Source organism: Mammaliicoccus sp. B-M6 (assembly GCF_022386965.1).
In the GTDB taxonomy this organism is placed as follows: Bacteria; Bacillota; Bacilli; order Staphylococcales; family Staphylococcaceae; genus Mammaliicoccus; species Mammaliicoccus sciuri_A.
Window position 1 is genome coordinate 43,894 of the sequence record NZ_JAJNHJ010000010.1, and the last position, 20,702, is coordinate 64,595.

Here is a 20,702-nt window from a genome sequence, read left to right on the forward strand (position 1 = left end):
TCAGATTTAGTTGTTTTTATCAGTCTATTTTACTGCATCATAGAAAGTAGCAAGTACTTCATCTAATTCATCAATATGGACTTCTTTACTTTCTGAATTATCACGACGTTTTACTTCTACGATACCTTCTGAAGCTTTCTTACCAACCATAACACGTACTGGTAAACCTATTAAATCTGCATCATTAAATTTCACACCAGCACTTTCTTTACGATCATCATATAAGACATCATATTTATTTTGTAATTGTCCATAAAGTTGATCTGCTAATGCTTGTTGCTCTTCTTTTTTAGGATTAATCGCAATTAAATGTACTTCATAAGGTGCGATGGCTTTTGGCCAAATAATCCCTTTATCATCATGATGTTGTTCGATTGCTGCTGATAATGTTCTAGAGATACCAATACCATAACAACCCATAATAAGTGGTTGTGCTTTACCTTGTTCATCTAAGAATGTCGCATTCATACTTTCAGAGTACTTCGTTCCAAGTTTGAAGACTTGACCAACTTCAATACCTTCAGCGAATTTCGCAACTCCTAAATCACCCGGTAATGCTTCTCCTTCAAGAATAAATCTAAAGTCTCCATATGCTTCAATCTTAAAGTCTCTGTCTACGTTCGCATTAATAAAATGATAACCTGTTTCATTTGCACCAACAGCTAAATTATTAATATCTTGAACGAAATTGTCTGCATAAATTTTGATTTGGTCTACATTAACTGGTCCTAGACTACCTGGCTTAGCACCTAAAATATTCACAATTTCAGACTCAGTTGCCATTTCGATATTATCTGTTTTGAAATATGATTTTAACTTAACATCATTTACTTCATGATGACCTCTAATTAATATCATGACATACTCATCATCAACTTTAAGAATCATTGATTTAATAATTTTATCTAAAGTCACATTTAAAAAGTCTGCTAATGCTTGTGCTGTCGTAACGTTTGGTGTTTCAACTTTTTCTAAATCTTTTAATGGTGTATGTTCATGATTAGGTGTATAAGCTACTTCAGCTTTTTCAATATTTGCAGCATAGTCATTTGTTTCACTATAAACAATTGTATCTTCACCAATATCAGCTAAAGCCATAAACTCATGCGTATGATCTCCACCGATAGCACCAGAGTCAGCAAGTACTGGTCTAAAGTTTAAACCTACTCTTGTAAAGATATTATGATAAGCATGATACATATCTTGGTAAGTTTCATCTAATGAATCTTCATTAGCATGGAAAGAATAAGCATCTTTCATAATAAATTCACGGCCACGTAGTAATCCAAATCTTGGACGTTGTTCGTCTCTAAATTTAGTTTGAATTTGGAATAAAGTGATTGGTAATCGTTTATAAGATTTCAATTCATCTCTTACAAGAGAAGTCACAACTTCTTCATGTGTAGGTCCTAAACTAAATTCACGTTTATTACGATCGTGTAATCTCATTAACTCAGGACCGTATGCATCCCATCTACCTGATTCTTTCCAAAGTTCAGCTTGTTGTAACACAGGCATAAGTACTTCTACGCCATCAATTTTTTCCATTTCTTCACGTACAATTTGCTCAATTTTGTTGAGTACACGTTTTGCAGTTGGTAAATAACTATATATACCTCTTGCATTTTGTTTAATCATACCTGACTTTAATAAAAGTTTATGACTAATTGCTTCCGCTTCTGCAGGAACTTCTCTTAATGTTGGTATAAATATTTTCGACTGTTTCATAAGTTTCCTCCTATAAGCTACATGAAGTACCTTTGAATATCATTCCATGTAACCATAATCATTACAAATATTAAAAATACAGCACCAATTGAAAGCATAACCATTTCTGCTTTTTTATTAATCGGTCTTCTGAAAATCATTTCATAAATAACAAATAATAATCTTCCGCCATCTAAAGCTGGAATAGGTAATAAATTCATAATACCTAAGTTAACACTTAATAACGCTGTGTAACCCATTAATGTAATAAATCCTTGCTTCACAATAGAATCTACATTGCTATATATACCAACGGGTCCATTTAACATATCAAACGAGAATCCACCCGTGAATATGCTCGTAATCAAGCCAAGAACTGCTTGGAATATTAATTGACCTGCCACTATTGTTTTTTCAATACCTGCAATTAATGGACCAAACACTGTGTGTTCTGTCGGTTGTGCAACACCGATAATGTATCGTGTTTCATATTTACCTTTACTAACCTCTAGTTTGTCTTTTTTAGCTGCTACTTTGAAAGTCTTTTCTTGACCATCACGATCAACTTTGATTTCTACAGGCTCAGTTTTCTTCTCTTTAAAAATAGGTTGTAAATCTGTGAACTTCTGAATCTTTTGTCCATCTACTGATAAAATTTCGTCACCTTTTTTAATACCTGCAGTTTGTGCAGGAGCACCGTCTTCTAAATCTCCAAATACTGGTTCATTCGTTGGCACACCATTCCAATAAGCAAGCCCAATAAAAATAACAAAAGCAAGAATAAAATTAAATAACGGACCTGCAAATAAAGTTAGGAATCTTTGATAAGGCTTTTTAGACATTAATTGTCTATCTTTAGGTGCAATTTGTATTAAATCTCCACCTTGAACAAAGTAAGCTTCTCTCGCTATTTTAAAATGATGTCTTTCTTCATCGCTTGCTGTAATACCTTCAATGAAAATATCATTTTCAAAATCACTATCTTTAATTTCGATATGTTCAATTTGTTGGAATTTATGTTGATCATCCATAATAACATGTGTTATTTCATTTTGATCGTTTAATTTAATTGCGATATGCATACCTGGTGTTAATGGATTTTGTTCTAATCCATCTCCAGCCATTCTGACATAACCACCTACTGGAAGTAGTCTAATTGTATAAAGTGTTTCATTTTTCTTATATGAATAAATTTTAGGTCCCATACCTATGGCAAACTCTGGGCACATGATACCTGCACGTTTCGCAAAGAACATATGTCCATATTCATGTACTGTCACTAATAGTCCAAATACAAAAATAAATGCTAATATTGTATAAATCACGCCTACACCCCGTAATCCTTAGATTTATATGTAGCATCAATTTTTAGAATCGTTTCTAAATCTGGATGCTCAATAACTTCATGGTTTTTCATTGCTTCCCCAATCATGTCTTCAATTTCCAAAAATGTTATTTCATTGTTCAAGAACTTATTTACAGCTACTTCATTTACAGCATTTAAAACAGCAGGCATTGTACCACCTATTTTAATGGCTTCATAAGCATACTGTATACATTTAAAGCGATCGAAATCCATTTCTTTAAAATTTAACTGACCAATTTGAGCTAAATTTAATTTTTCTGCATCTCTTGTATATCTTTCTGGATATGTAAATGCATATTGAATGGGTGTTCTCATATCTGGTGTACCCAATTGTGCAATCACACTCGTATCCTTAAATTCAACCATAGAATGAATAATACTCTCTTTATGCAAGACAGTTTCAATTTGGTCAATATCTAAATCAAATAACCATTTTGCTTCAATGACTTCTAAACCTTTATTCATCATTGTCGCAGAATCTATCGTAATCTTTTGCCCCATAGACCAGTTAGGATGATTGAGCGCTTCATCACGTGTTACAGATTTGAGTTCTGCACGTGTTAAATCACGAAATGATCCACCACTCGCAGTTATGATTAATTTATTAACCTGCTCTTTATTCTCACCATTTAAACATTGAAATATTGCTGAGTGTTCTGAATCGACAGGTAGAATGTTAACATTATGTTCTCTAGCTTTTGACATCACAAGTTCACCAGCTGCAACTAAAGTTTCTTTATTCGCTAGTCCTATATCTATACCAGCTTCTATAGCTGCGATAGTAGGTCTTAAGCCTATACTACCGACAATTGAATTTAATAAAATATCGGTATTATGGTATGTTGCAACTGCTAATAAACCTGCGTCCCCATGTACAATTTCAATATTTAAATGTTTAAGTTTATCTATATCTTCTTCATTTTGAACAGATATGAGTTCTGGATGAAATTCTTCAATTATATTCTGTGCATAAGCAATGTTTTTACCGACTGAAAATGCAACTAAATTAAATTGTGATGCATGTTCTCTTATAACATCTAATGCTTGCTGTCCAACAGAACCACTAGCTCCTAAAATAGCTATATTTTTCAAAGACTTCACCCCAATTTACAATTGAAATAGGAATAGATTTAACAGTGGTAATACAAAGATAAAGCTATCAAATCTATCTAATATACCACCATGTCCTGGCATAATATTCCCTGAATCTTTCACACCGAAATGTCTTTTAAGCCCTGATTCTACTAAGTCACCTAATTGTCCAAACATACTTAATAACATCGTTAATGGAATTAATAACCATAATGATACATCCATATCAAAATATTGTCCAAAAATAACTGCAACGATTAAACTTGAGAAAATACCTCCAATAAATCCTTCAATCGTTTTGTTCGGACTAATTAATGGCCAAAGTTTATGTTTACCAAATAATCTACCAAATATATATGCACCTGTATCAGTTAACCACACTAATAATAATGCGAATAAGATAAATTGTAAGCCATGTTCTCTTGTCTCATAGAAATACATAAAGCCTATTCCGATATATGTAACGGACATGACACAGAAAGAGGCGTCCATAAAATTAAATCTATTTTTAGACATCACTGTATAACTCAACATTAAGAAACTCATTACGATTAGAAGTTTAAGTTGAACACTAATATCGTTATTAATGAGTTCTTGTGGCAATAATATTATACATAGCGAAACAGTGGACAAAAAACCTGGTATAGAAATAATTGATAAATTATTCATATTTAAAATTTCTTTTAAAGCAATAATCGCTAATAAATACGCTAACGCTATTACGGGTAATCCACCATATATTACGACTGGAAGAAATACAGCCATAGCAACAATTGCCGATATTGTTCTTGTCTTCATTTTTATCTCCTTTACAGCCCACCAAATCTTCGTTGTCTCGACTGATAAATTTTCAAACAGTCTATAAGTGATTGTTCATCAAAATCTGGCCAAAGTGTCTTAGTAAATATAAATTCACTATAAGATGATTGCCATATTAAAAAATTACTTAATCTTTCTTCACCTGATGTACGAATGAGCAACTCTGGATCTGGAATATCTGAAGTGAATAAATATTTCTTAATATTATCTTCACATAGATCATCAATTGTTAAATTGCCTTCTTCAACTTCATGGTAAAGTTCTTTAACAGCATTAAGAATTTCTGCTCTACCACCATAGTTCAACGCAAATACTAGATTTAGCCCTGTATTATGTTTCGTTTTTTCGATAGCTTCTTCAATTGCATTTTTAGTATGCTTAGGCAAAGCTTCGGTAAAACCAATTGTTGTGACTTTAACATTTTTTTCGATCAATTCAGGTAGAAAAGTCTTTAAAAAATCAACCGGTAATTTCATTAAATATTTCACTTCATCTTCTGGTCTCGACCAATTTTCCGTAGAAAAAGCATATAAAGTCAAATATTTCACACCTAAATCACTTGCTTTACGTGTTATTTTCTTAACCGTTTGCATACCTTCATAATGTCCTTTTATGCGAGGCATTTTTCTATTTTTAGCCCATCTACCATTTCCGTCCATAATAATTGCTATATGTTCAGGTATCGATAATTCATTGTCTTGATTATTTATTTGTTGTTTTTGCTTTATAAACTTTTTTATCATAGCGTCCTCCATCAAACAAACGCGAATTTATATGTAAAATTAATTAAACATATCGTAATACATTTTATCACAAAAAGAGTGATTCTGTTATATATAAAGAAAAAACCGTACCAAAGTCTGATTTGGTACAGCTCTTATCTTTAAACTTCCAAAATGTCATTTTCTTTTTGAGTCGTTAAATCATCTATTTGTTTGATGAAATCATTTGTAATGTTTTGAACTTCTTCAGTTTGATTTCTTAAATCATCTTCTGTAATTTCGCCATTTTTCTCTTGTTTCTTCAAATCTTCATTTGAATCACGACGAACATTACGAATTGCAACTTTAGCATTTTCAGCTTCTTTTTTAGCTTCTTTTACTAATTCTTTTCTGCGTTCTTCAGTTAATGCTGGTACTGAAATTCTAATAACTGTACCATCACTTGTTGGATTAACACCTAAGTTAGCTGCATTAATTGCTTTAAGTACATCTTCAACTGATGATTTGTCATATGGTTGAACAACTAACAAACGCGCTTCAGGTACTGAAATACCTGCTAATTGTTGAATAGGTGTTGGAACACCGTAGTATTCAACATTTACTCTTTCTAAAAGATTCGCATTTGCATGTCCAGTTCTAATACCAGCTAAATCTCTATTGAAACTTTCAATAGTTTTGTTCATTTTTGACTTCGTTTCTTGAATAACATCTGCCATGGAATTACACCTCAAGTTTATTTTGTAATAATCGTACCGATTTCTTCACCTTGAACAGCACGTTTAATATTTCCTTCTTCCATAATTGAGAATACAACAAGTGGGATATCATTGTCCATACAGAATGATGAAGCAGTTGAATCCATAACTTGTAATCCTTCTTGTAACATTTGAATATATGTTAATCTTTCGTATTTTTCTGCTTTAGGATCTACTTTAGGGTCAGCAGAATAAACACCATCAACATTGTTTTTACCCATTAAGATAACGTCAGCCTCAACTTCGGCTGCTCTTAAAGCTGCAGTCGTATCAGTAGAGAAGTAAGGATTCCCTATTCCCGCTGCAAATATAACGACTCTCTTTTTCTCTAAGTGACGAATCGCACGTCTTCTAATATATGGTTCAGCAACTTGTTTCATTTCGATTGAAGTTAATACACGAGTATCACAATCTAATTGTTCTAAACTATCTTGTAATGCTAAAGCATTCATAACAGTGGCTAACATGCCCATATAATCAGCTGTTCCACGATCCATACCTAAATCGCTACCAGTTTTACCTCTCCAAATGTTTCCGCCACCAACGATTACAGCAACTTCGCAATCCATTTGAGCAACTTCTGACACTTGTTGAGCGATACTTTTAATTACGACTGGGTTAATGCCAAAGCCTGAATCTCCTGCTAAAGCTTCACCACTTAGTTTTAATACGACGCGTTTATATTTAGAATTCTTAGTCATCTTGATCCCTCTCTATGCTTATAATTAGGTCTTTATATATAACGAAAGAAGACACAAAGCGTGTCTTCTTCCTAAAAAGCAATCTTAGTTGCCTTTCATTTGTCCTTTTACTTCATCAGCAAAGTTATCAGAACGTTTCTCGATACCTTCCCCAACTTCGTAACGAACGAAATCTACAAGCACGCCACCGTCTGTTTTTAAGAATTCAGCAACAGTTTGGTCTGGATTTTTAACGAATGCTTGGTCAACAGCACAGATTTCTTCTAAATATTTACGCATTCTACCTTCAACCATTTTTTCAACGATATTTTCAGGTTTACCTTCATTTAAAGCTTGTTGTTTTAAAATTTCTTTTTCGTGAGCTAATTCTTCATCAGATACTTGGTCACGAGAAACAAATTTAGGGTTTAATGCAGCGATGTGCATAGCAACGTCTTTAGCTGCTTCTTCATTAGTTGAACCTTCAACAACAGTTAATACACCAATACGTCCACCCATGTGTAAGTACTCACCGAATGAATCGTTATCAGTTTTTGTTTTTAATGTAAATCTACGTAAAGTTAATTTTTCACCAATAGTAGAGATTGCTTCGTTCATTTTTTCTTCAACAGTTTGACCACTAGCTAATTTTGAAGCGTTTAATGCATCAACGTCAGCTGGTTTAACATCAAGAATATGATCAGCCATTTCTTTAACTAAGTTTTGGAAACCTTCGTTACGAGCAACGAAGTCAGTTTCTGAGTTTAATTCAAGAATTACTGCATCGTTACCTTTAGATGCAACAAAAGTAGTACCTTCTGCAGCAATACGGTCTGCTTTCTTAGCAGCTTTAGCGATACCTTTTTCACGTAAGTAATCTACCGCTTTATCGATGTCACCATCAGTTTCTGTTAAAGCTTTTTTACAGTCCATCATACCTGCGCCAGTTTTTTCACGTAGTTCTTTAACAAGTTTAGCTGAAATAGCCATAATCTAATTCCTCCATTTATTTAAATAATATATTGTTTATCTTAAATCTTTCTAAAAAAAGGTGATAAGTTATAGAACCTTATCACCTTTTTGAAATTATGCTTCAGTAGTTTCAGTTGATTCTTCTTCAGGTGCTTGTTCTGTTTCGTTTAAGTCGATGTTTTGCTCTTCAGCAACATCTTCATTTGAAACGCCTTGTTGACCTTCTAAAATAGCATCAGCCATTTTACCAGTTAACAATTTAACAGCACGAATAGCATCATCGTTCGCAGGGATAACATAGTCGATTTCATCTGGGTCACAGTTTGTATCAACAATACCAACGATTGGAATGTTTAATTTACGTGCTTCAGCAATCGCATTACGCTCTTTACGAGGGTCTACTACGAATAATGCTTGAGGCATTGATTTCATATCACGAATACCGCCTAAGAATTTGATTAAACGGTTATATTCTTTTTTAAGTTCTACAACTTCTTTTTTAGGTAATACATCAAACGTACCGTCTTCTTCCATTTTTTCAATTTCAGAAATACGTTTTACACGTTTAGAGATTGTTTTATAGTTAGTTAAGATACCACCTAACCATCTTTGGTTAATGTAGTAGTGTCCAGCACGTTCAGCTTCTTCTTTAACTGACTCTTGTGCTTGTTTTTTAGTACCTACGAATAATACTTTACCGCCTTCTTCAGAAACAGATTTAATAAAGTTGTATGCTTCGTCAACTTTTTTAACTGTTTTTTGTAAATCGATAATGTAGATACCGTTTCTTTCTGTGAAAATGTATTTTTTCATTTTTGGGTTCCAACGGCGTGTTTGGTGACCGAAGTGAACACCTGCTTCAAGCAATTGTTTCATTGAGATAACTGCCATGATAATTCCTCCTAATTGGTTTTATTCCGCCATAAACACTTATTATAGAAACAACTTATCTAAGTTGCACCAATCCATAATTTTCGTGATTATGTGTGAATTTGGCTTTTATAGCCGTTTTCAAATATATCATATCTTATACTGTTCATCAAGTATTTTATTTAGATAATCCTAACTCATCTAAGAATTTTTCTTTTTTAATTCTAATAAATGTACCTTTCATACCTAAAGAACGAGATTCAATTACGCCAGCACTTTCTAATTTTCTTAATGCATTGACGATAACTGATCTTGTAATGCCTACTCTGTCAGCAACTTTAGAAGCAACTAATAAACCTTCAGGTGCACCAAGTTCTTCAAAGATATGTTCAATCGCTTCTCTTTCTGAATATGAAAGTGAGTTAATTGCCATATTGATTGCTGCTTTGTCTCTTGCTTCTTGTTCAATTTCATTATGTTTTTCTCTTAATATTTCCATACCAATAACAGTAGCTGCATATTCACCAAGTACTAAGTCATTGTCATTGAAATCTTGAGATACACGTCCAACTACTAATGTACCTAAACGTTCACCACCACCAAGGATTGGGAAAATAGTTGTTTGACTATCAACGAATAATTCTTTGTTTTCTGGTGGGAATACAGTTAATACTTCTTCAATACCGATATTTGATTTCGTTTGTTCTACGTGCATTAATTGATCAGTATATTCTTTAGGAATATGTCTGTCTTCTAACATTTTGATAATACGTTCATTGCTTAATAATTCATTTAAGCTTGAACCTAAAATTTTACCTCTTCTTGATACGATGAATACGTTTGTCACCGTTACATCACTGATAGTTTTAGCCATATCTTTAAAGTCTACAGCAATACCTTTATGCTTTTGTAATAACGTATTTAATTCTCTTGTCTTTGATAATAAACTCATTTAATTTTTTCTCCTTTTTTATAGAATAAACGCGCTTAAATCTTTATTTGTCGCAATAGATTCTAATTTTTGATTAACATATTCAGGTGTTATATCTACAACTGCATTTGGCATATTCGAAGCTTCGAAAGAAAGATCTTCTAGCATTTTTTCAAGTATAGTATGCAGTCTTCTTGCACCGATATTATCTGTCTCTTGGTTAACTTGAAAAGCAATTTCAGCTAAACGATTAATGGCTTCATCAGTAAAGTTGATTGTCACCATTTCAGTTTCCAACAATGCTTTGTATTGATCAAGAAGCGATTGTTTCGGTTCTTTTAATATTTTAACGAAATCTTCAGTTGTTAAACTATCTAATTCAACACGAATTGGAAATCTACCTTGTAACTCAGGTATTAAATCACTTGGTTTAGACATATGGAACGCACCTGCACCAATAAATAATATGTGCTCAGTATTAATTGAACCATATTTCGTTTGAACGACACTACCTTCAACAATTGGTAAGATATCTCTTTGTACACCTTGTCGAGATACATCTTGTCCGCCGTTACTGTTGCTCACAGCAATTTTATCGATTTCATCGATGAATACCATACCCATTTGTTCAGTTAATTGAATTGCTTCTTCATTAACCGACTCTTGGTCAATCAATTCATTCGCAATCTCATCTGTTAGAATTTTTCGTGCTGATTTAACTGGCAAGTTTCTTTCAACTTTTTTCTTAGGCATCATTTGGCTAAGCATATCTTGCATTTGAGGGTTATTTTCCATACCCATCATGCCTATCGTTTGTAGTTCTTGTTCTACTTTTATTTTAACGATTTCTTCTTCAAGTTCGCCGTTTAATAATTGTTTTTTAATATCTTCACGTTTTGTTTTTATTTCTTCAGTTGGTGTTTCTTCGACTTCTTCTTGTTGATTGAAGTTCGGGAATTGTCCACCAAACAATGACTCTAACGGATTATTACTATTACTTTGTGCTTTTTTCTTCATACTTGGCACAAGCAATTTCACTAATTTTTCATTAGCTTTTTGAGTCGCCTCATCGAGTACGCCTTTTTTCTTTTCTTCTTTAACAAGTCGACGCCCTACTTCAACAAGGTCACGTATCATACTTTCAACATCTCTACCTACATAACCTACTTCAGTAAATTTAGTAGCTTCTACTTTTACAAAAGGTGCACCAACTAATCTAGCCATTCTTCTAGCTATTTCAGTCTTACCTACACCTGTAGGACCTATCATAAGAATATTTTTAGGTATGATTTCGTTTCTAAGTTGTTCATCTAATAAACTTCGTCTATAGCGATTTCTTAAAGCAATTGCTACTTTACGCTTAGCATCTTGTTGACCAATGATATGATCATTTAATCGATCAACGATATCATGCGGTGTCATTTTTAATTGATTTTGTGACAACCTTAAACCCCTCCAATTATATTTCTTCAACTTTTATTTCATGGTTTGTAAACACACAAATATCTGCAGCCGTATTAAGTGAAGCTTCTGCAATTTCTTTAGCCGATAAATGAGGTGCATATGATTTAAGCGCTCTACCAGCACTTAAAGCGTAATTACCACCAGAACCAATAGCAATGATACCATCATCTGGCTCAATCACTTCTCCAGTACCACTTACGACTAATAAATCAGTTTCATTCATGACAATGAGCATCGCTTCAAGTTGGCGTAACATTTTATCTCCACGCCATTCTTGAGCAAGCTCAACTGCAGCTCTCGTTAAATTACCGCTATATTCTTGTAATTTAACTTCAAATTTTTCGAATAAAGTAAATGCGTCTGCAACGCTGCCAGCGAAACCAGCAACAACTTTATCATGATATAATCTTCTAACTTTTCTTGCTGTTTGTTTCATAATGACTTGCTCACCTAATGTAACTTGACCGTCACCTGCCATTGCAGAATGACCATTATGTCTTATTGCAAATATAGTTGTAGCATGTAATGAAGAACTCATTATCAAATCTCCTTTACGCACGTGGATGTGCTGATAAGTATACTTTTCTTAATTGATCTTTTGTAACATGTGTATATTGACTTGTCGTTGATAAACTTTCATGTCCAAGTAAACTTTGAACACTTCTCATATCGGCTCCTTGATTTAGCAAATGTGTTGCAAAAGTATGCCTTAATTTATGAGGATGAATGTGATACACACCTTGCGTTCTCTTAACGATTTCGTTGAGCGCATATCTTACACCACGTTCAGTGATAGGTTTACCTCTCATGTTTACTATCAAGAAATCATGATCTAAATGCATCTGACTTCTAAACTGTTCAATATAGTCAACGATTGCACTTTGACAATACTCTCCAAAAGGAACGATACGTTCTTTATTCCCTTTGCCTAGCACTTTGACAAATGCATAATTCAAATCAATATCACTCATTTGAATATGAACTAATTCTGACACTCGAATACCTGTCGCATAAAGCAACTCAAGAATGACGCGATCCCTTATATTCGTTTTTTTACCATCATCAAGTGTTTTAAATAGCTTTTCCATTTCTTCTTCATAGAAAAAGCTTGGTAAATGATGTTCTTTTTTTGGATGTACAAGTTGAATAAATGGATTCTGTATATCGCTATCAACACTCATCCAATATTGATATAAAGATCTTAATGTAGAAATTTTACGCGAAACACTCGTCCTTTTATGTCCTTTATCATACAAAAACGCAAGGTATCTCCTTGCATCTTTATATTCAAATGATTCTAAGGATAAATGTTCTGACTGTAAAAAATCATTAAATTCATTCAAATCAAGTTGATATGCATTTAAAGTATGGGTGGAAAAATGTTTTTCATAAGTTAACATATCAACAAACTGTTGTTCAATTGTATGTACCATAACTCATTCCTCCCATTTTATCTGAATTGTATCACAATTCTAAAAAATCTTAAAATAATTTACTAAAGCATTACTTTAAATGAATCTAAATGTTTTAATGCTCGATTTGCAAGTGTTTCATATCGTTCTTTCTTATCTTTAATACGTTTTTCTAATGTAGGTAACAAACCAAAGTTCGCATTCATAGGTTGGAAGTTCTTATTATTATTTGCATGTGTAATGTAATAAGCCATACTTCCGATTACTGTTTCTCGAGGGAAAACGATTGGATCAAGACCTGAAACGAGTTTACTTGCATTAATTCCTGCAATCAGTCCACTCGCTGCACTTTCAACATATCCTTCTACACCTGTCATTTGACCAGCAAAGAATAAATCTTCTCTTGATTTTAATTGATAAGTTTCTTTAAGCGCGTTTGGTGAATTAATAAATGTATTTCGATGCATCACACCGTAACGTACGATATCAACATTTTCTAATCCAGGTATAAGAGAAATAACTTCTTTTTGCGCGCCCCATTTTAGATGTGTTTGGAATCCTACAATATTATATAACGTTCCAGCTGCGTCATCTTGTCGTAATTGAACAACTGCATATGGTCTTTTACCAGTTTTAGGATCTTCTAAACCTACAGGCTTCATAGGACCAAATAATAAAGTTTTCTTACCACGTTCTGCCATTACTTCAAATGGCATACAACCTTCAAAATAAATTTCTTTTTCGAATTCTTTCAAAGGTACAACTTCAGCATTTATAAGTGCATCATAAAAAGTATTGAATTCTTCTTCAGTCATTGGACAATTCAAGTATGCTGCATCGCCTTTGTCATAGCGTGATTTCAAATATACTTTATCCATGTTAATTGATTCTTTTTCAATAATTGGTGCAGCTGCATCATAGAAGTACAGTTGTTCTTCACCCGTAATATTCATGATTTGTTTCGTTAAACTTTCTGTCGTTAAAGGACCTGTTGCAATAATTGTTGGTCCATCAGGTATCTCAGTAATTTCTTCATTCTTTACAGTAATATTCGGATGATTCTTAAGCGTATCTGTAATGTATCCCGCAAAATCATGTCGATCGACAGCAAGTGCACCTCCTGCTGGAACACGCGCATTATCCGCTGCTTTTATAATTAATGAATCTAATTGTCTCATTTCTTCTTTTAAGACACCGACCGCATTTGTTAACTGATTACCTCTTAAAGAATTAGAACATACAAGTTCTGCAAATTTATCTGTATGATGCGCTGGTGTTTGTTTTACCGGTCTCATTTCGTATAGATTAACATTGAATCCTCTCTTGGCAATTTGGTATGCCGCTTCTGAACCTGCTAATCCAGCACCGATAACATTTATTGAAGTCATTATTTATGCCTCCTTGATTTTCGAATTTTTTATTCCATATTGAATTGTATAACAAATCTGAATTTAATCAAATGATAAAGTGATGATAAATTTTAAAAATTAGTGACGTTTTACTATTAAAACATTAAATCAAAAAACAAGTGCAAAAAGTTATCATTAAAATAACTTTTTGCACTGTATTATAACTATTTTTGTTCTTGCTCTTTATAGTCACAATTTGGACATATAACTTGAGCTGATTTTCCTTTTTTACGTTCAACAAGTACTGTTTCACATTTAGGACATGAACGATCTAAAGGTTTATCCCATGATGTATAATCACATTCTGGGTATCTTGAACAACCATAGAATACTCTATTCTTTTTAGATTTACGTTCGACAACTTCGCCCTCTTTACATTTAGGACATTTAACGCCAATCGTTTTAATGATCGCTTTAGTATTTCTACAATCTGGGAAATTTGAACAAGCCATAAACTTACCGTATCGGCCCATTTTATAAACCATTGGTGAACCACATAATTCGCAATCCTCACCAGCTGGTTCATCTTTGATTTCAATTTTCTCCATTTCTTCTTCTGCTCTTGCTACATCGATTTTAAAGTTTTCATAGAACATATCTATGACTTTCTTCCACTCAATTTCACCATCTGCTACTTTATCTAGCAATGTTTCCATGTTAACTGTAAAGTCAACATCTATAATTTCAGGGAAGTATTCTTTAACTGACTCATGTACGATTTCTCCTAACTCTGTAGGCACAAATCTTTTCTGGTCTAATTTTACGTAGTTTCTTTTTTGAATCGTATCGATTGTAGGTGCATAAGTTGAAGGTCTACCGATTTTTAATTCTTCTAAAGTTTTAACCAATCGTGCTTCAGTGTATCGTGGTGGTGGTTGAGTGAAATGTTGTTTAGGATCGATTTTCTCAGCCGTAACGATATCACCTTTTTCTAACGGTGGTAATTTACCTTCTTTTTCTTCATCAGTATCATCTTTAGCTTCAACGTATACTTTCATGAACCCTTTAAATTTGATTGTTTGACCATTTGCTCTGAATTTCAAATCGCCTTGAGTAATATCTGCCGCAACTGTATCAGCAATAGCAGGTGCCATTTGACTTGCCATAAAACGTTCCCAAATCAATTTATATAATCGATATTGATCTCTAGATAAGAATGTTTTCATCTGATCTGGTGTACGTTCCACACTTGTCGGTCTAACTGCTTCATGGGCATCTTGCGCGCCTTGTTTACCTTTTGCTGCTTTAGCTTTAGATAAATACTCTTTACCGTACTCTTTTTCAATAAATGATGCTGCTTCAGCTTGAGCACTATCAGCTATACGTGTAGAGTCCGTTCTCATATAGGTAATCAAACCAACAGTACCTTGTTTTTTCAAATCTATACCTTCGTATAATTGTTGTGCTAACATCATTGTTTTTCTAGCTTTAAAATTCAACTTACGTGATGCTTCTTGTTGTAAAGATGAAGTTGTAAATGATTTCGCGGGATATCTTAATTTTTCTTTCTTAGTAACTTGCGTAACTTCAAATTTATCCCCATCTAATTGTGTTGTAATTTTTTGTACGTCTTTTTCATTTTTTAATTTAACGGGTTTACTTTTCTCATGTAAAAACTTCGCACTAAATGTTTTAGTTTTATGTTTAAATAAACCTTCAATTGTCCAGTATTCTTCTGGATTAAAATTATTAATTTCGTTTTCACGATCTATAACGAGTCTTAATGCAACAGATTGTACACGACCTGCTGACAAACCTTTTTTAACTTTTTTCCATAACACTGGAGAAATGTTATATCCAACAAGTCTATCTAGTACACGTCTCGCTTGTTGTGCATCAACTAATTCATGTTCTATTTCTCTAGGATGCTTAAAACTATCTTTTACTGCATCTTTTGTAATTTCGTTAAATACGACTCTTGATTTTTTATTTTCATCTATATCTAATATATGTGCTAAATGCCACGCAATTGCTTCACCTTCACGATCGGGGTCACTTGCGAGATAAACGTTTTTTGCTTTTTTTGCATAGCGTTTTAAATCTTTTACAACTGGCCCTTTGCCGCGAATCGTAATATATCTAGGTTCATAATTATTTTCAACATCTACGCCCATTTGACTACGAGGTAAATCTCTAACATGCCCCATAGATGCAACGACTTTATATTTTTTCCCTAAATATTTTTCAATGGTTTTTGCTTTTGCGGGCGATTCAACGATGACAAGATTTTCTGCCAAAGTAAGTCCCCCTTGCTATTCTATTGATTACAAATGTAAATGATAAACTGATAAATTCAGCTTTGTCAATTAAAACATTTTATAAAATTTATTTTTGTTCAGTAAATATACAATAATCCTCAATGATATCTTGAGCATTTTGTACGAGCTTGGCACCTTCTTTTATTCTATTATTGCCACCTTTACTTAAAGATTGAAAAATCGTACCAGGACAACAATATATATTTCTATTTTGTTCCAATGCCAAGTCTATCGTAATTAAAGAACCACTACGTTCATTTGCTTCAGTTACTAATACACCTTGTGACAATCCACTAATAATACGATTTCTTTCTGGGAAACGCCATTTTTGAACTTTTGTTGTTGGATAATACTCAGATATGACGAGATGATCTTTACGCATCAGTTCACTTATATATTGTGTCGCTTTTGGATAATGGTAATCTAAACCAAATGCAGCAACACCTATAGTTTGACCACTATACTCTATCGCTTTTAAATGTGCAAAATAATCTGCTCCCATTGCCATTCCAGAAACAATTGTAATATGAGACTTAACCAGTTCTGGCACGATAGCATCACAAATTTGTTCTGAATATTGTGTAGCCTTCCTTGAACCGACTATAGCCAATTTTTGTTTATTTTGCAATAACGACATATTACCCATTCCGAAAAGTACAAGCGGATAATCATAAATTTCCTTCAATAAAGTTGGATAACAATCCTCATCAGAAAACACCATTTGAATATTTCTTTTTTCTAATGAAGAACGTATTTTATCTATATGACTATCATTATATTTGTGATACATCGTTAATATTGTTCTCTCTTTAAAACCACTTTTATATACAAAATCAATAAACGCAGTTCTATATGAAAGAAAGTTTAACTCAGGATCATAACGAATCATCTTGTGAATTTGATTAGTCGTAAAACCACTGTATATTAATTTCAAAATTGATTGTTGATAATCATTCATAAATATACACCTCTTATAATGTAGATTTTTTTGATTTGGGTGGATGGCTAACGATCTTGTTTTGGTTTCTTGATCGTTAGCGCCGCATCACCTACTAAATTCTTCTAAATAATACGTCTTATACCTTTGACCTTTACTCTTAAAATATTGATTGCATATTCTTTTTACAGTATGAACATTATTCGCCTCACACCATTCAACTGCTTCTGGTATTGTAAATCCTTCTTTTCCTTTTATTATGCCTAGTTCCATTATGTTAAAATAGTAAATTTCCACTCTTCTAAAAGTTTTTAAACAATTTTTACAAGGTATAATCTTCTTCTTTTCTTCAATTATAATAGTATGTAACTTTTTACATTCTGGACATTTTATACCTTTAGTTATCTTATTAAAAGCGACTCTTTCGACTGGTTTAAATCTATGAGAAAATATTTGCTGCTTAGCTAAAATTTGCTGATGTATTTGCTTATCTTTATCGATTTGTTGAGATTGAAATAGTTTTGGAAATTTATAAAATTCAGAGCGCAACAGTACTTGCGAGCGGTTAGGTATGTGGTTTCTTATTGTAAATGTGGGATTTGAAAATACTAAAAAGTGATTTATTGCTAGGTTTAGATTTATATCTTGAAGTATTGATTGGAGGGTATTTTTAGTTTTGTATAATTGTACAAATGGTGATGTGTAATGTTTATTATAAGAACTCTTTATATAGTTGTCATAGATTTCGAAATCGCCATAGTAGTGTTTAACTTCTAATATACTTATTTGACTGTTATGTATGATTAAAAAATCTATTTGTACTGCATTTGAAGATACAAATTCAAGATTATGACTAAACACAATTTGATGTTGTTGCTTTAGTAGATTTTCTACTAGTCGTTCTCCTTCATAACCTTTAAATTTATTCATGATTTCAAAATCATGACTGTCTTCTTTTAATCTTGATGTTAGTGCATTTACATATGCTGTTTCATCGATAAATTTCATGCCTCACTCCTGTTTGTTAATATTTTACATATATTATAGTTTATGCATTTAATATTGTCTACAAAAAAACCACTAACAAACTAAAATTGAGTTCATTAGTGGGTATATAAATTTAAACACCAAATAAGCACAGTGCTTTTCTATTGAAGAAAGACACTGTACTTATATATATGGTTATTATTTAACTGTTAGACATTTTTCATATAAACCGTCTTCTTTTTTAATACGATTTATAAGTGTTTCAGCGATAACAGATGGTGTATCTGCTGTATCAATACCACAGTCATTTAAAGTTTTGATTTTTTCAGATGCAGTACCTTTACCGCCTGAAATAATTGCACCAGCATGACCCATACGTTTTCCTGGAGGTGCTGTTTGACCACCAATGAATCCTACTACTGGTTTTGTCATGTTAGCTTTAATCCATTCAGCTGCTTCTTCTTCAGCTGTACCACCGATTTCACCAATCATAACAACTGCATATGTTTCGTCGTCTTCATTAAATGCTTTTAATACATCAATGAAGTCTGTACCGTTAACTGGGTCTCCACCAATACCAACAGCTGTCGTTTGACCGATACCTGCTTGAGTTAATTGATGAACCGCTTCATATGTTAATGTACCTGAACGTGAAACTACGCCTACGTGACCTTTTTTATGGATGTAACCAGGCATAATACCAATTTTACATTCATCAGCAGTGATCACACCTGGACAGTTTGGTCCTACTAAGCGTGTTTTCTTACCTTCTAAGTATCTCTTAACTTTAATCATATCAATAACAGGAATATGTTCTGTGATACAAATAGCTAAGTCTAATTCAGCATCTGCACTTTCAATAATTGCATCAGCCGCAAATGGAGCTGGTACATATATAACTGAAACAGTTGCGCCAGTTTCAGCGACTGCTTCTTCTATAGTGTTAAATACTGGTACACCTTCAACCACTTGCCCACCTTTACCAGGTGTTACCCCAGCAACGATTTGAGTACCGTATTCTAGCATTTGTTTAGTATGGAAAAGTGCTGTTGCACCCGTAATACCTTGAACTAATACTTTTGTATTTTTATCGATGTATACACTCACGTAACTCTCCGCCTTTCTTATCGTTCTTGAACTAATTTAACAATTTTTTGAGCACCATCAGCCATGATAGATGCTGGCTCGATTGCTAAACCAGATTCTTTTAAGATTTGTTTACCTTGTTCAACATTAGTACCTTCAAGTCTTACAACTAAAGGCATATCTAATTCAACTTCTTTAGCAGCAGCTACGATACCTTCAGCAATGACATCACATTTCATGATTCCACCGAAGATATTTACAAAGATACCTTCAACTTGTGAATCACCTAAGATGATTTTGAATGCTTCAGTAACTTTTTCTTTTGTTGCGCCGCCCCCAACGTCAAGGAAGTTAGCCGGATTACCGCCAAAGTGATTAATTGTATCCATCGTAGCCATAGCTAAGCCAGCTCCGTTTACCATACAACCAATGTTTCCATCTAGTGCGATATAAGATAAATCGTATTTAGAAGCTTCGATTTCTTTTTCATCTTCTTCTTCTAAATCACGCATTTCAACGATATCTTTATGTCTAAATAAAGCATTATCATCGAAGTTTACTTTTGCATCAAGTGCTAATACTTCACCACTACCTGTTGTAACAAGTGGGTTAATTTCAACAATTGAGCAGTCTTTTTCTACAAACACATTATATAAAGACATCATTAATTTAACAGCTTTGTTAACTGATTCTTTAGGGATGTTAATATTAAATGCTATTCTTCTAGCTTGGTAAGGCATTAATCCAGTAACAGGATCAATCACTTCTTTGAAGATTTTTTCAGGTGTTGCTGCTGCAACTTCTTCAATTTCAGTTCCGCCTTCTTCTGAAGCCATTAAAGTAATTCTGTCTGTAGCTCTATCGATAACGAACCCAATGTAATATTCTTTTTGAATATCGCATCCTTCTTCGATAAGAAGACGTTTTACTTCTTTACCTTCAGGGCCAGTTTGATGTGTAACAAGTACTTTGCCTAATAATTCTTTAGCATATTCACGTACTTCATCAATTGATTTAGCAATTTTAACGCCACCAGCTTTACCACGTCCACCAGCATGGATTTGCGCTTTAACAACATATACATTTGAATCTAATTCTTTCGCTTTTTCTACTGCTTCAGCAGGTGAAAAAGCCACTGAACCATTAGGTACAGCTACGCCCATAGAGCGAAAAATCTCTTTACCTTGATACTCATGGATATTCATTCTCCATCCTCCTAATACATACAATAATGT

General features: G+C 33.2%; 19 protein-coding genes. All 19 read right to left on the reverse strand.

Features of this window, described 5'->3' with window-relative positions; translation table 11 throughout:
• Positions 1–24: 24 nt before the first annotated feature.
• Complete coding sequence (locus LQ693_RS05540) at positions 25–1,728, reverse strand: proline--tRNA ligase (protein ID WP_103361321.1); 1,704 nt, start codon at positions 1,726–1,728, stop codon at positions 25–27.
• A 17-nt stretch (positions 1,729–1,745) separates the two neighbouring features.
• Positions 1,746–3,032, reverse strand: a complete 1,287-nt coding sequence (gene rseP, locus LQ693_RS05545) for an RIP metalloprotease RseP (protein WP_058611079.1) — start codon at positions 3,030–3,032, stop codon at positions 1,746–1,748.
• Positions 3,033–3,034: 2 nt separating this feature from the next.
• On the reverse strand, positions 3,035–4,165 hold the full coding sequence (locus tag LQ693_RS05550) for a 1-deoxy-D-xylulose-5-phosphate reductoisomerase (RefSeq protein ID WP_119495212.1): 1,131 nt from the start codon (positions 4,163–4,165) through the stop codon (positions 3,035–3,037).
• 15 nt (positions 4,166–4,180) lie between these two features.
• Positions 4,181–4,963, reverse strand: a complete 783-nt coding sequence (locus LQ693_RS05555) for a phosphatidate cytidylyltransferase (protein ID WP_103361323.1) — start codon at positions 4,961–4,963, stop codon at positions 4,181–4,183.
• Between the two features lie 11 nt (positions 4,964–4,974).
• Complete coding sequence (locus LQ693_RS05560; protein WP_025905327.1) at positions 4,975–5,727, reverse strand: isoprenyl transferase; 753 nt, start codon at positions 5,725–5,727, stop codon at positions 4,975–4,977.
• Positions 5,728–5,867: 140 nt separating this feature from the next.
• On the reverse strand, positions 5,868–6,422 hold the full coding sequence (frr, locus tag LQ693_RS05565) for a ribosome recycling factor (protein ID WP_025905326.1): 555 nt from the start codon (positions 6,420–6,422) through the stop codon (positions 5,868–5,870).
• 17 nt (positions 6,423–6,439) lie between these two features.
• The gene (gene pyrH / locus LQ693_RS05570; RefSeq protein WP_025905325.1) at positions 6,440–7,162 is read right to left on the reverse strand and encodes a UMP kinase; all 723 of its coding nucleotides are present in this window, start codon (positions 7,160–7,162) and stop codon (positions 6,440–6,442) included.
• An 84-nt stretch (positions 7,163–7,246) separates the two neighbouring features.
• A complete protein-coding gene (gene tsf, locus LQ693_RS05575; RefSeq protein WP_025905324.1) occupies positions 7,247–8,134 on the reverse strand; it encodes a translation elongation factor Ts in 888 nt (295 codons plus the stop codon).
• Positions 8,135–8,227: 93 nt separating this feature from the next.
• Complete coding sequence (rpsB, locus tag LQ693_RS05580) at positions 8,228–9,004, reverse strand: 30S ribosomal protein S2 (RefSeq protein WP_025905323.1); 777 nt, start codon at positions 9,002–9,004, stop codon at positions 8,228–8,230.
• Positions 9,005–9,161: 157 nt separating this feature from the next.
• Positions 9,162–9,935 (reverse strand): GTP-sensing pleiotropic transcriptional regulator CodY, encoded by a 774-nt coding sequence (gene codY, locus LQ693_RS05585; RefSeq protein ID WP_025905322.1) that lies wholly within the window; start codon positions 9,933–9,935, stop codon positions 9,162–9,164.
• 18 nt (positions 9,936–9,953) lie between these two features.
• The gene (hslU, locus tag LQ693_RS05590) at positions 9,954–11,336 is read right to left on the reverse strand and encodes an ATP-dependent protease ATPase subunit HslU (protein ID WP_204181273.1); all 1,383 of its coding nucleotides are present in this window, start codon (positions 11,334–11,336) and stop codon (positions 9,954–9,956) included.
• A gap of 37 nt (positions 11,337–11,373) precedes the next feature.
• Positions 11,374–11,916: an ATP-dependent protease subunit HslV gene (hslV, locus tag LQ693_RS05595; protein WP_037560086.1), complete on the reverse strand. Its 543-nt coding sequence runs from the start codon at positions 11,914–11,916 to the stop codon at positions 11,374–11,376.
• A gap of 13 nt (positions 11,917–11,929) precedes the next feature.
• Entirely contained in the window at positions 11,930–12,811 is an 882-nt protein-coding gene (xerC, locus tag LQ693_RS05600) for a tyrosine recombinase XerC (protein WP_103361325.1), read from the reverse strand.
• A 62-nt stretch (positions 12,812–12,873) separates the two neighbouring features.
• Positions 12,874–14,178, reverse strand: a complete 1,305-nt coding sequence (gene trmFO, locus LQ693_RS05605; RefSeq protein ID WP_025905318.1) for an FADH(2)-oxidizing methylenetetrahydrofolate--tRNA-(uracil(54)-C(5))-methyltransferase TrmFO — start codon at positions 14,176–14,178, stop codon at positions 12,874–12,876.
• A gap of 185 nt (positions 14,179–14,363) precedes the next feature.
• Positions 14,364–16,436: a type I DNA topoisomerase gene (gene topA / locus LQ693_RS05610; protein ID WP_025905317.1), complete on the reverse strand. Its 2,073-nt coding sequence runs from the start codon at positions 16,434–16,436 to the stop codon at positions 14,364–14,366.
• Between the two features lie 88 nt (positions 16,437–16,524).
• Positions 16,525–17,415: a DNA-processing protein DprA gene (gene dprA, locus LQ693_RS05615; protein ID WP_119594272.1), complete on the reverse strand. Its 891-nt coding sequence runs from the start codon at positions 17,413–17,415 to the stop codon at positions 16,525–16,527.
• Positions 17,416–17,502: 87 nt separating this feature from the next.
• Positions 17,503–18,402: a nuclease-related domain-containing protein gene (locus tag LQ693_RS05620; protein WP_239702979.1), complete on the reverse strand. Its 900-nt coding sequence runs from the start codon at positions 18,400–18,402 to the stop codon at positions 17,503–17,505.
• Between the two features lie 177 nt (positions 18,403–18,579).
• Positions 18,580–19,488, reverse strand: coding sequence for a succinate--CoA ligase subunit alpha (gene sucD / locus LQ693_RS05625; RefSeq protein ID WP_025905314.1), 909 nt, complete (start codon positions 19,486–19,488; stop codon positions 18,580–18,582).
• A gap of 17 nt (positions 19,489–19,505) precedes the next feature.
• Positions 19,506–20,672, reverse strand: a complete 1,167-nt coding sequence (gene sucC, locus LQ693_RS05630) for an ADP-forming succinate--CoA ligase subunit beta (RefSeq protein WP_025905313.1) — start codon at positions 20,670–20,672, stop codon at positions 19,506–19,508.
• Positions 20,673–20,702: the final 30 nt, after the last annotated feature.

Coding starts and splice junctions, on each gene's coding strand:
- LQ693_RS05540 (WP_103361321.1), bottom strand. CDS start 1,728: ATGAAACAGTCGAAAATATTTATACCAACATTAAGAGAAGTTCCTGCA.
- LQ693_RS05555 (WP_103361323.1), bottom strand. CDS start 4,963: ATGAAGACAAGAACAATATCGGCAATTGTTGCTATGGCTGTATTTCTT.
- LQ693_RS05560 (WP_025905327.1), bottom strand. CDS start 5,727: ATGATAAAAAAGTTTATAAAGCAAAAACAACAAATAAATAATCAAGAC.
- frr (WP_025905326.1), bottom strand. CDS start 6,422: ATGGCAGATGTTATTCAAGAAACGAAGTCAAAAATGAACAAAACTATT.
- pyrH (WP_025905325.1), bottom strand. CDS start 7,162: ATGACTAAGAATTCTAAATATAAACGCGTCGTATTAAAACTAAGTGGT.
- rpsB (WP_025905323.1), bottom strand. CDS start 9,004: ATGGCAGTTATCTCAATGAAACAATTGCTTGAAGCAGGTGTTCACTTC.
- codY (WP_025905322.1), bottom strand. CDS start 9,935: ATGAGTTTATTATCAAAGACAAGAGAATTAAATACGTTATTACAAAAG.
- hslU (WP_204181273.1), bottom strand. CDS start 11,336: ATGACACCGCATGATATCGTTGATCGATTAAATGATCATATCATTGGT.
- hslV (WP_037560086.1), bottom strand. CDS start 11,916: ATGAGTTCTTCATTACATGCTACAACTATATTTGCAATAAGACATAAT.
- xerC (WP_103361325.1), bottom strand. CDS start 12,811: ATGGTACATACAATTGAACAACAGTTTGTTGATATGTTAACTTATGAA.
- trmFO (WP_025905318.1), bottom strand. CDS start 14,178: ATGACTTCAATAAATGTTATCGGTGCTGGATTAGCAGGTTCAGAAGCG.
- dprA (WP_119594272.1), bottom strand. CDS start 17,415: ATGAATGATTATCAACAATCAATTTTGAAATTAATATACAGTGGTTTT.
- LQ693_RS05620 (WP_239702979.1), bottom strand. CDS start 18,402: ATGAAATTTATCGATGAAACAGCATATGTAAATGCACTAACATCAAGA.
- sucC (WP_025905313.1), bottom strand. CDS start 20,672: ATGAATATCCATGAGTATCAAGGTAAAGAGATTTTTCGCTCTATGGGC.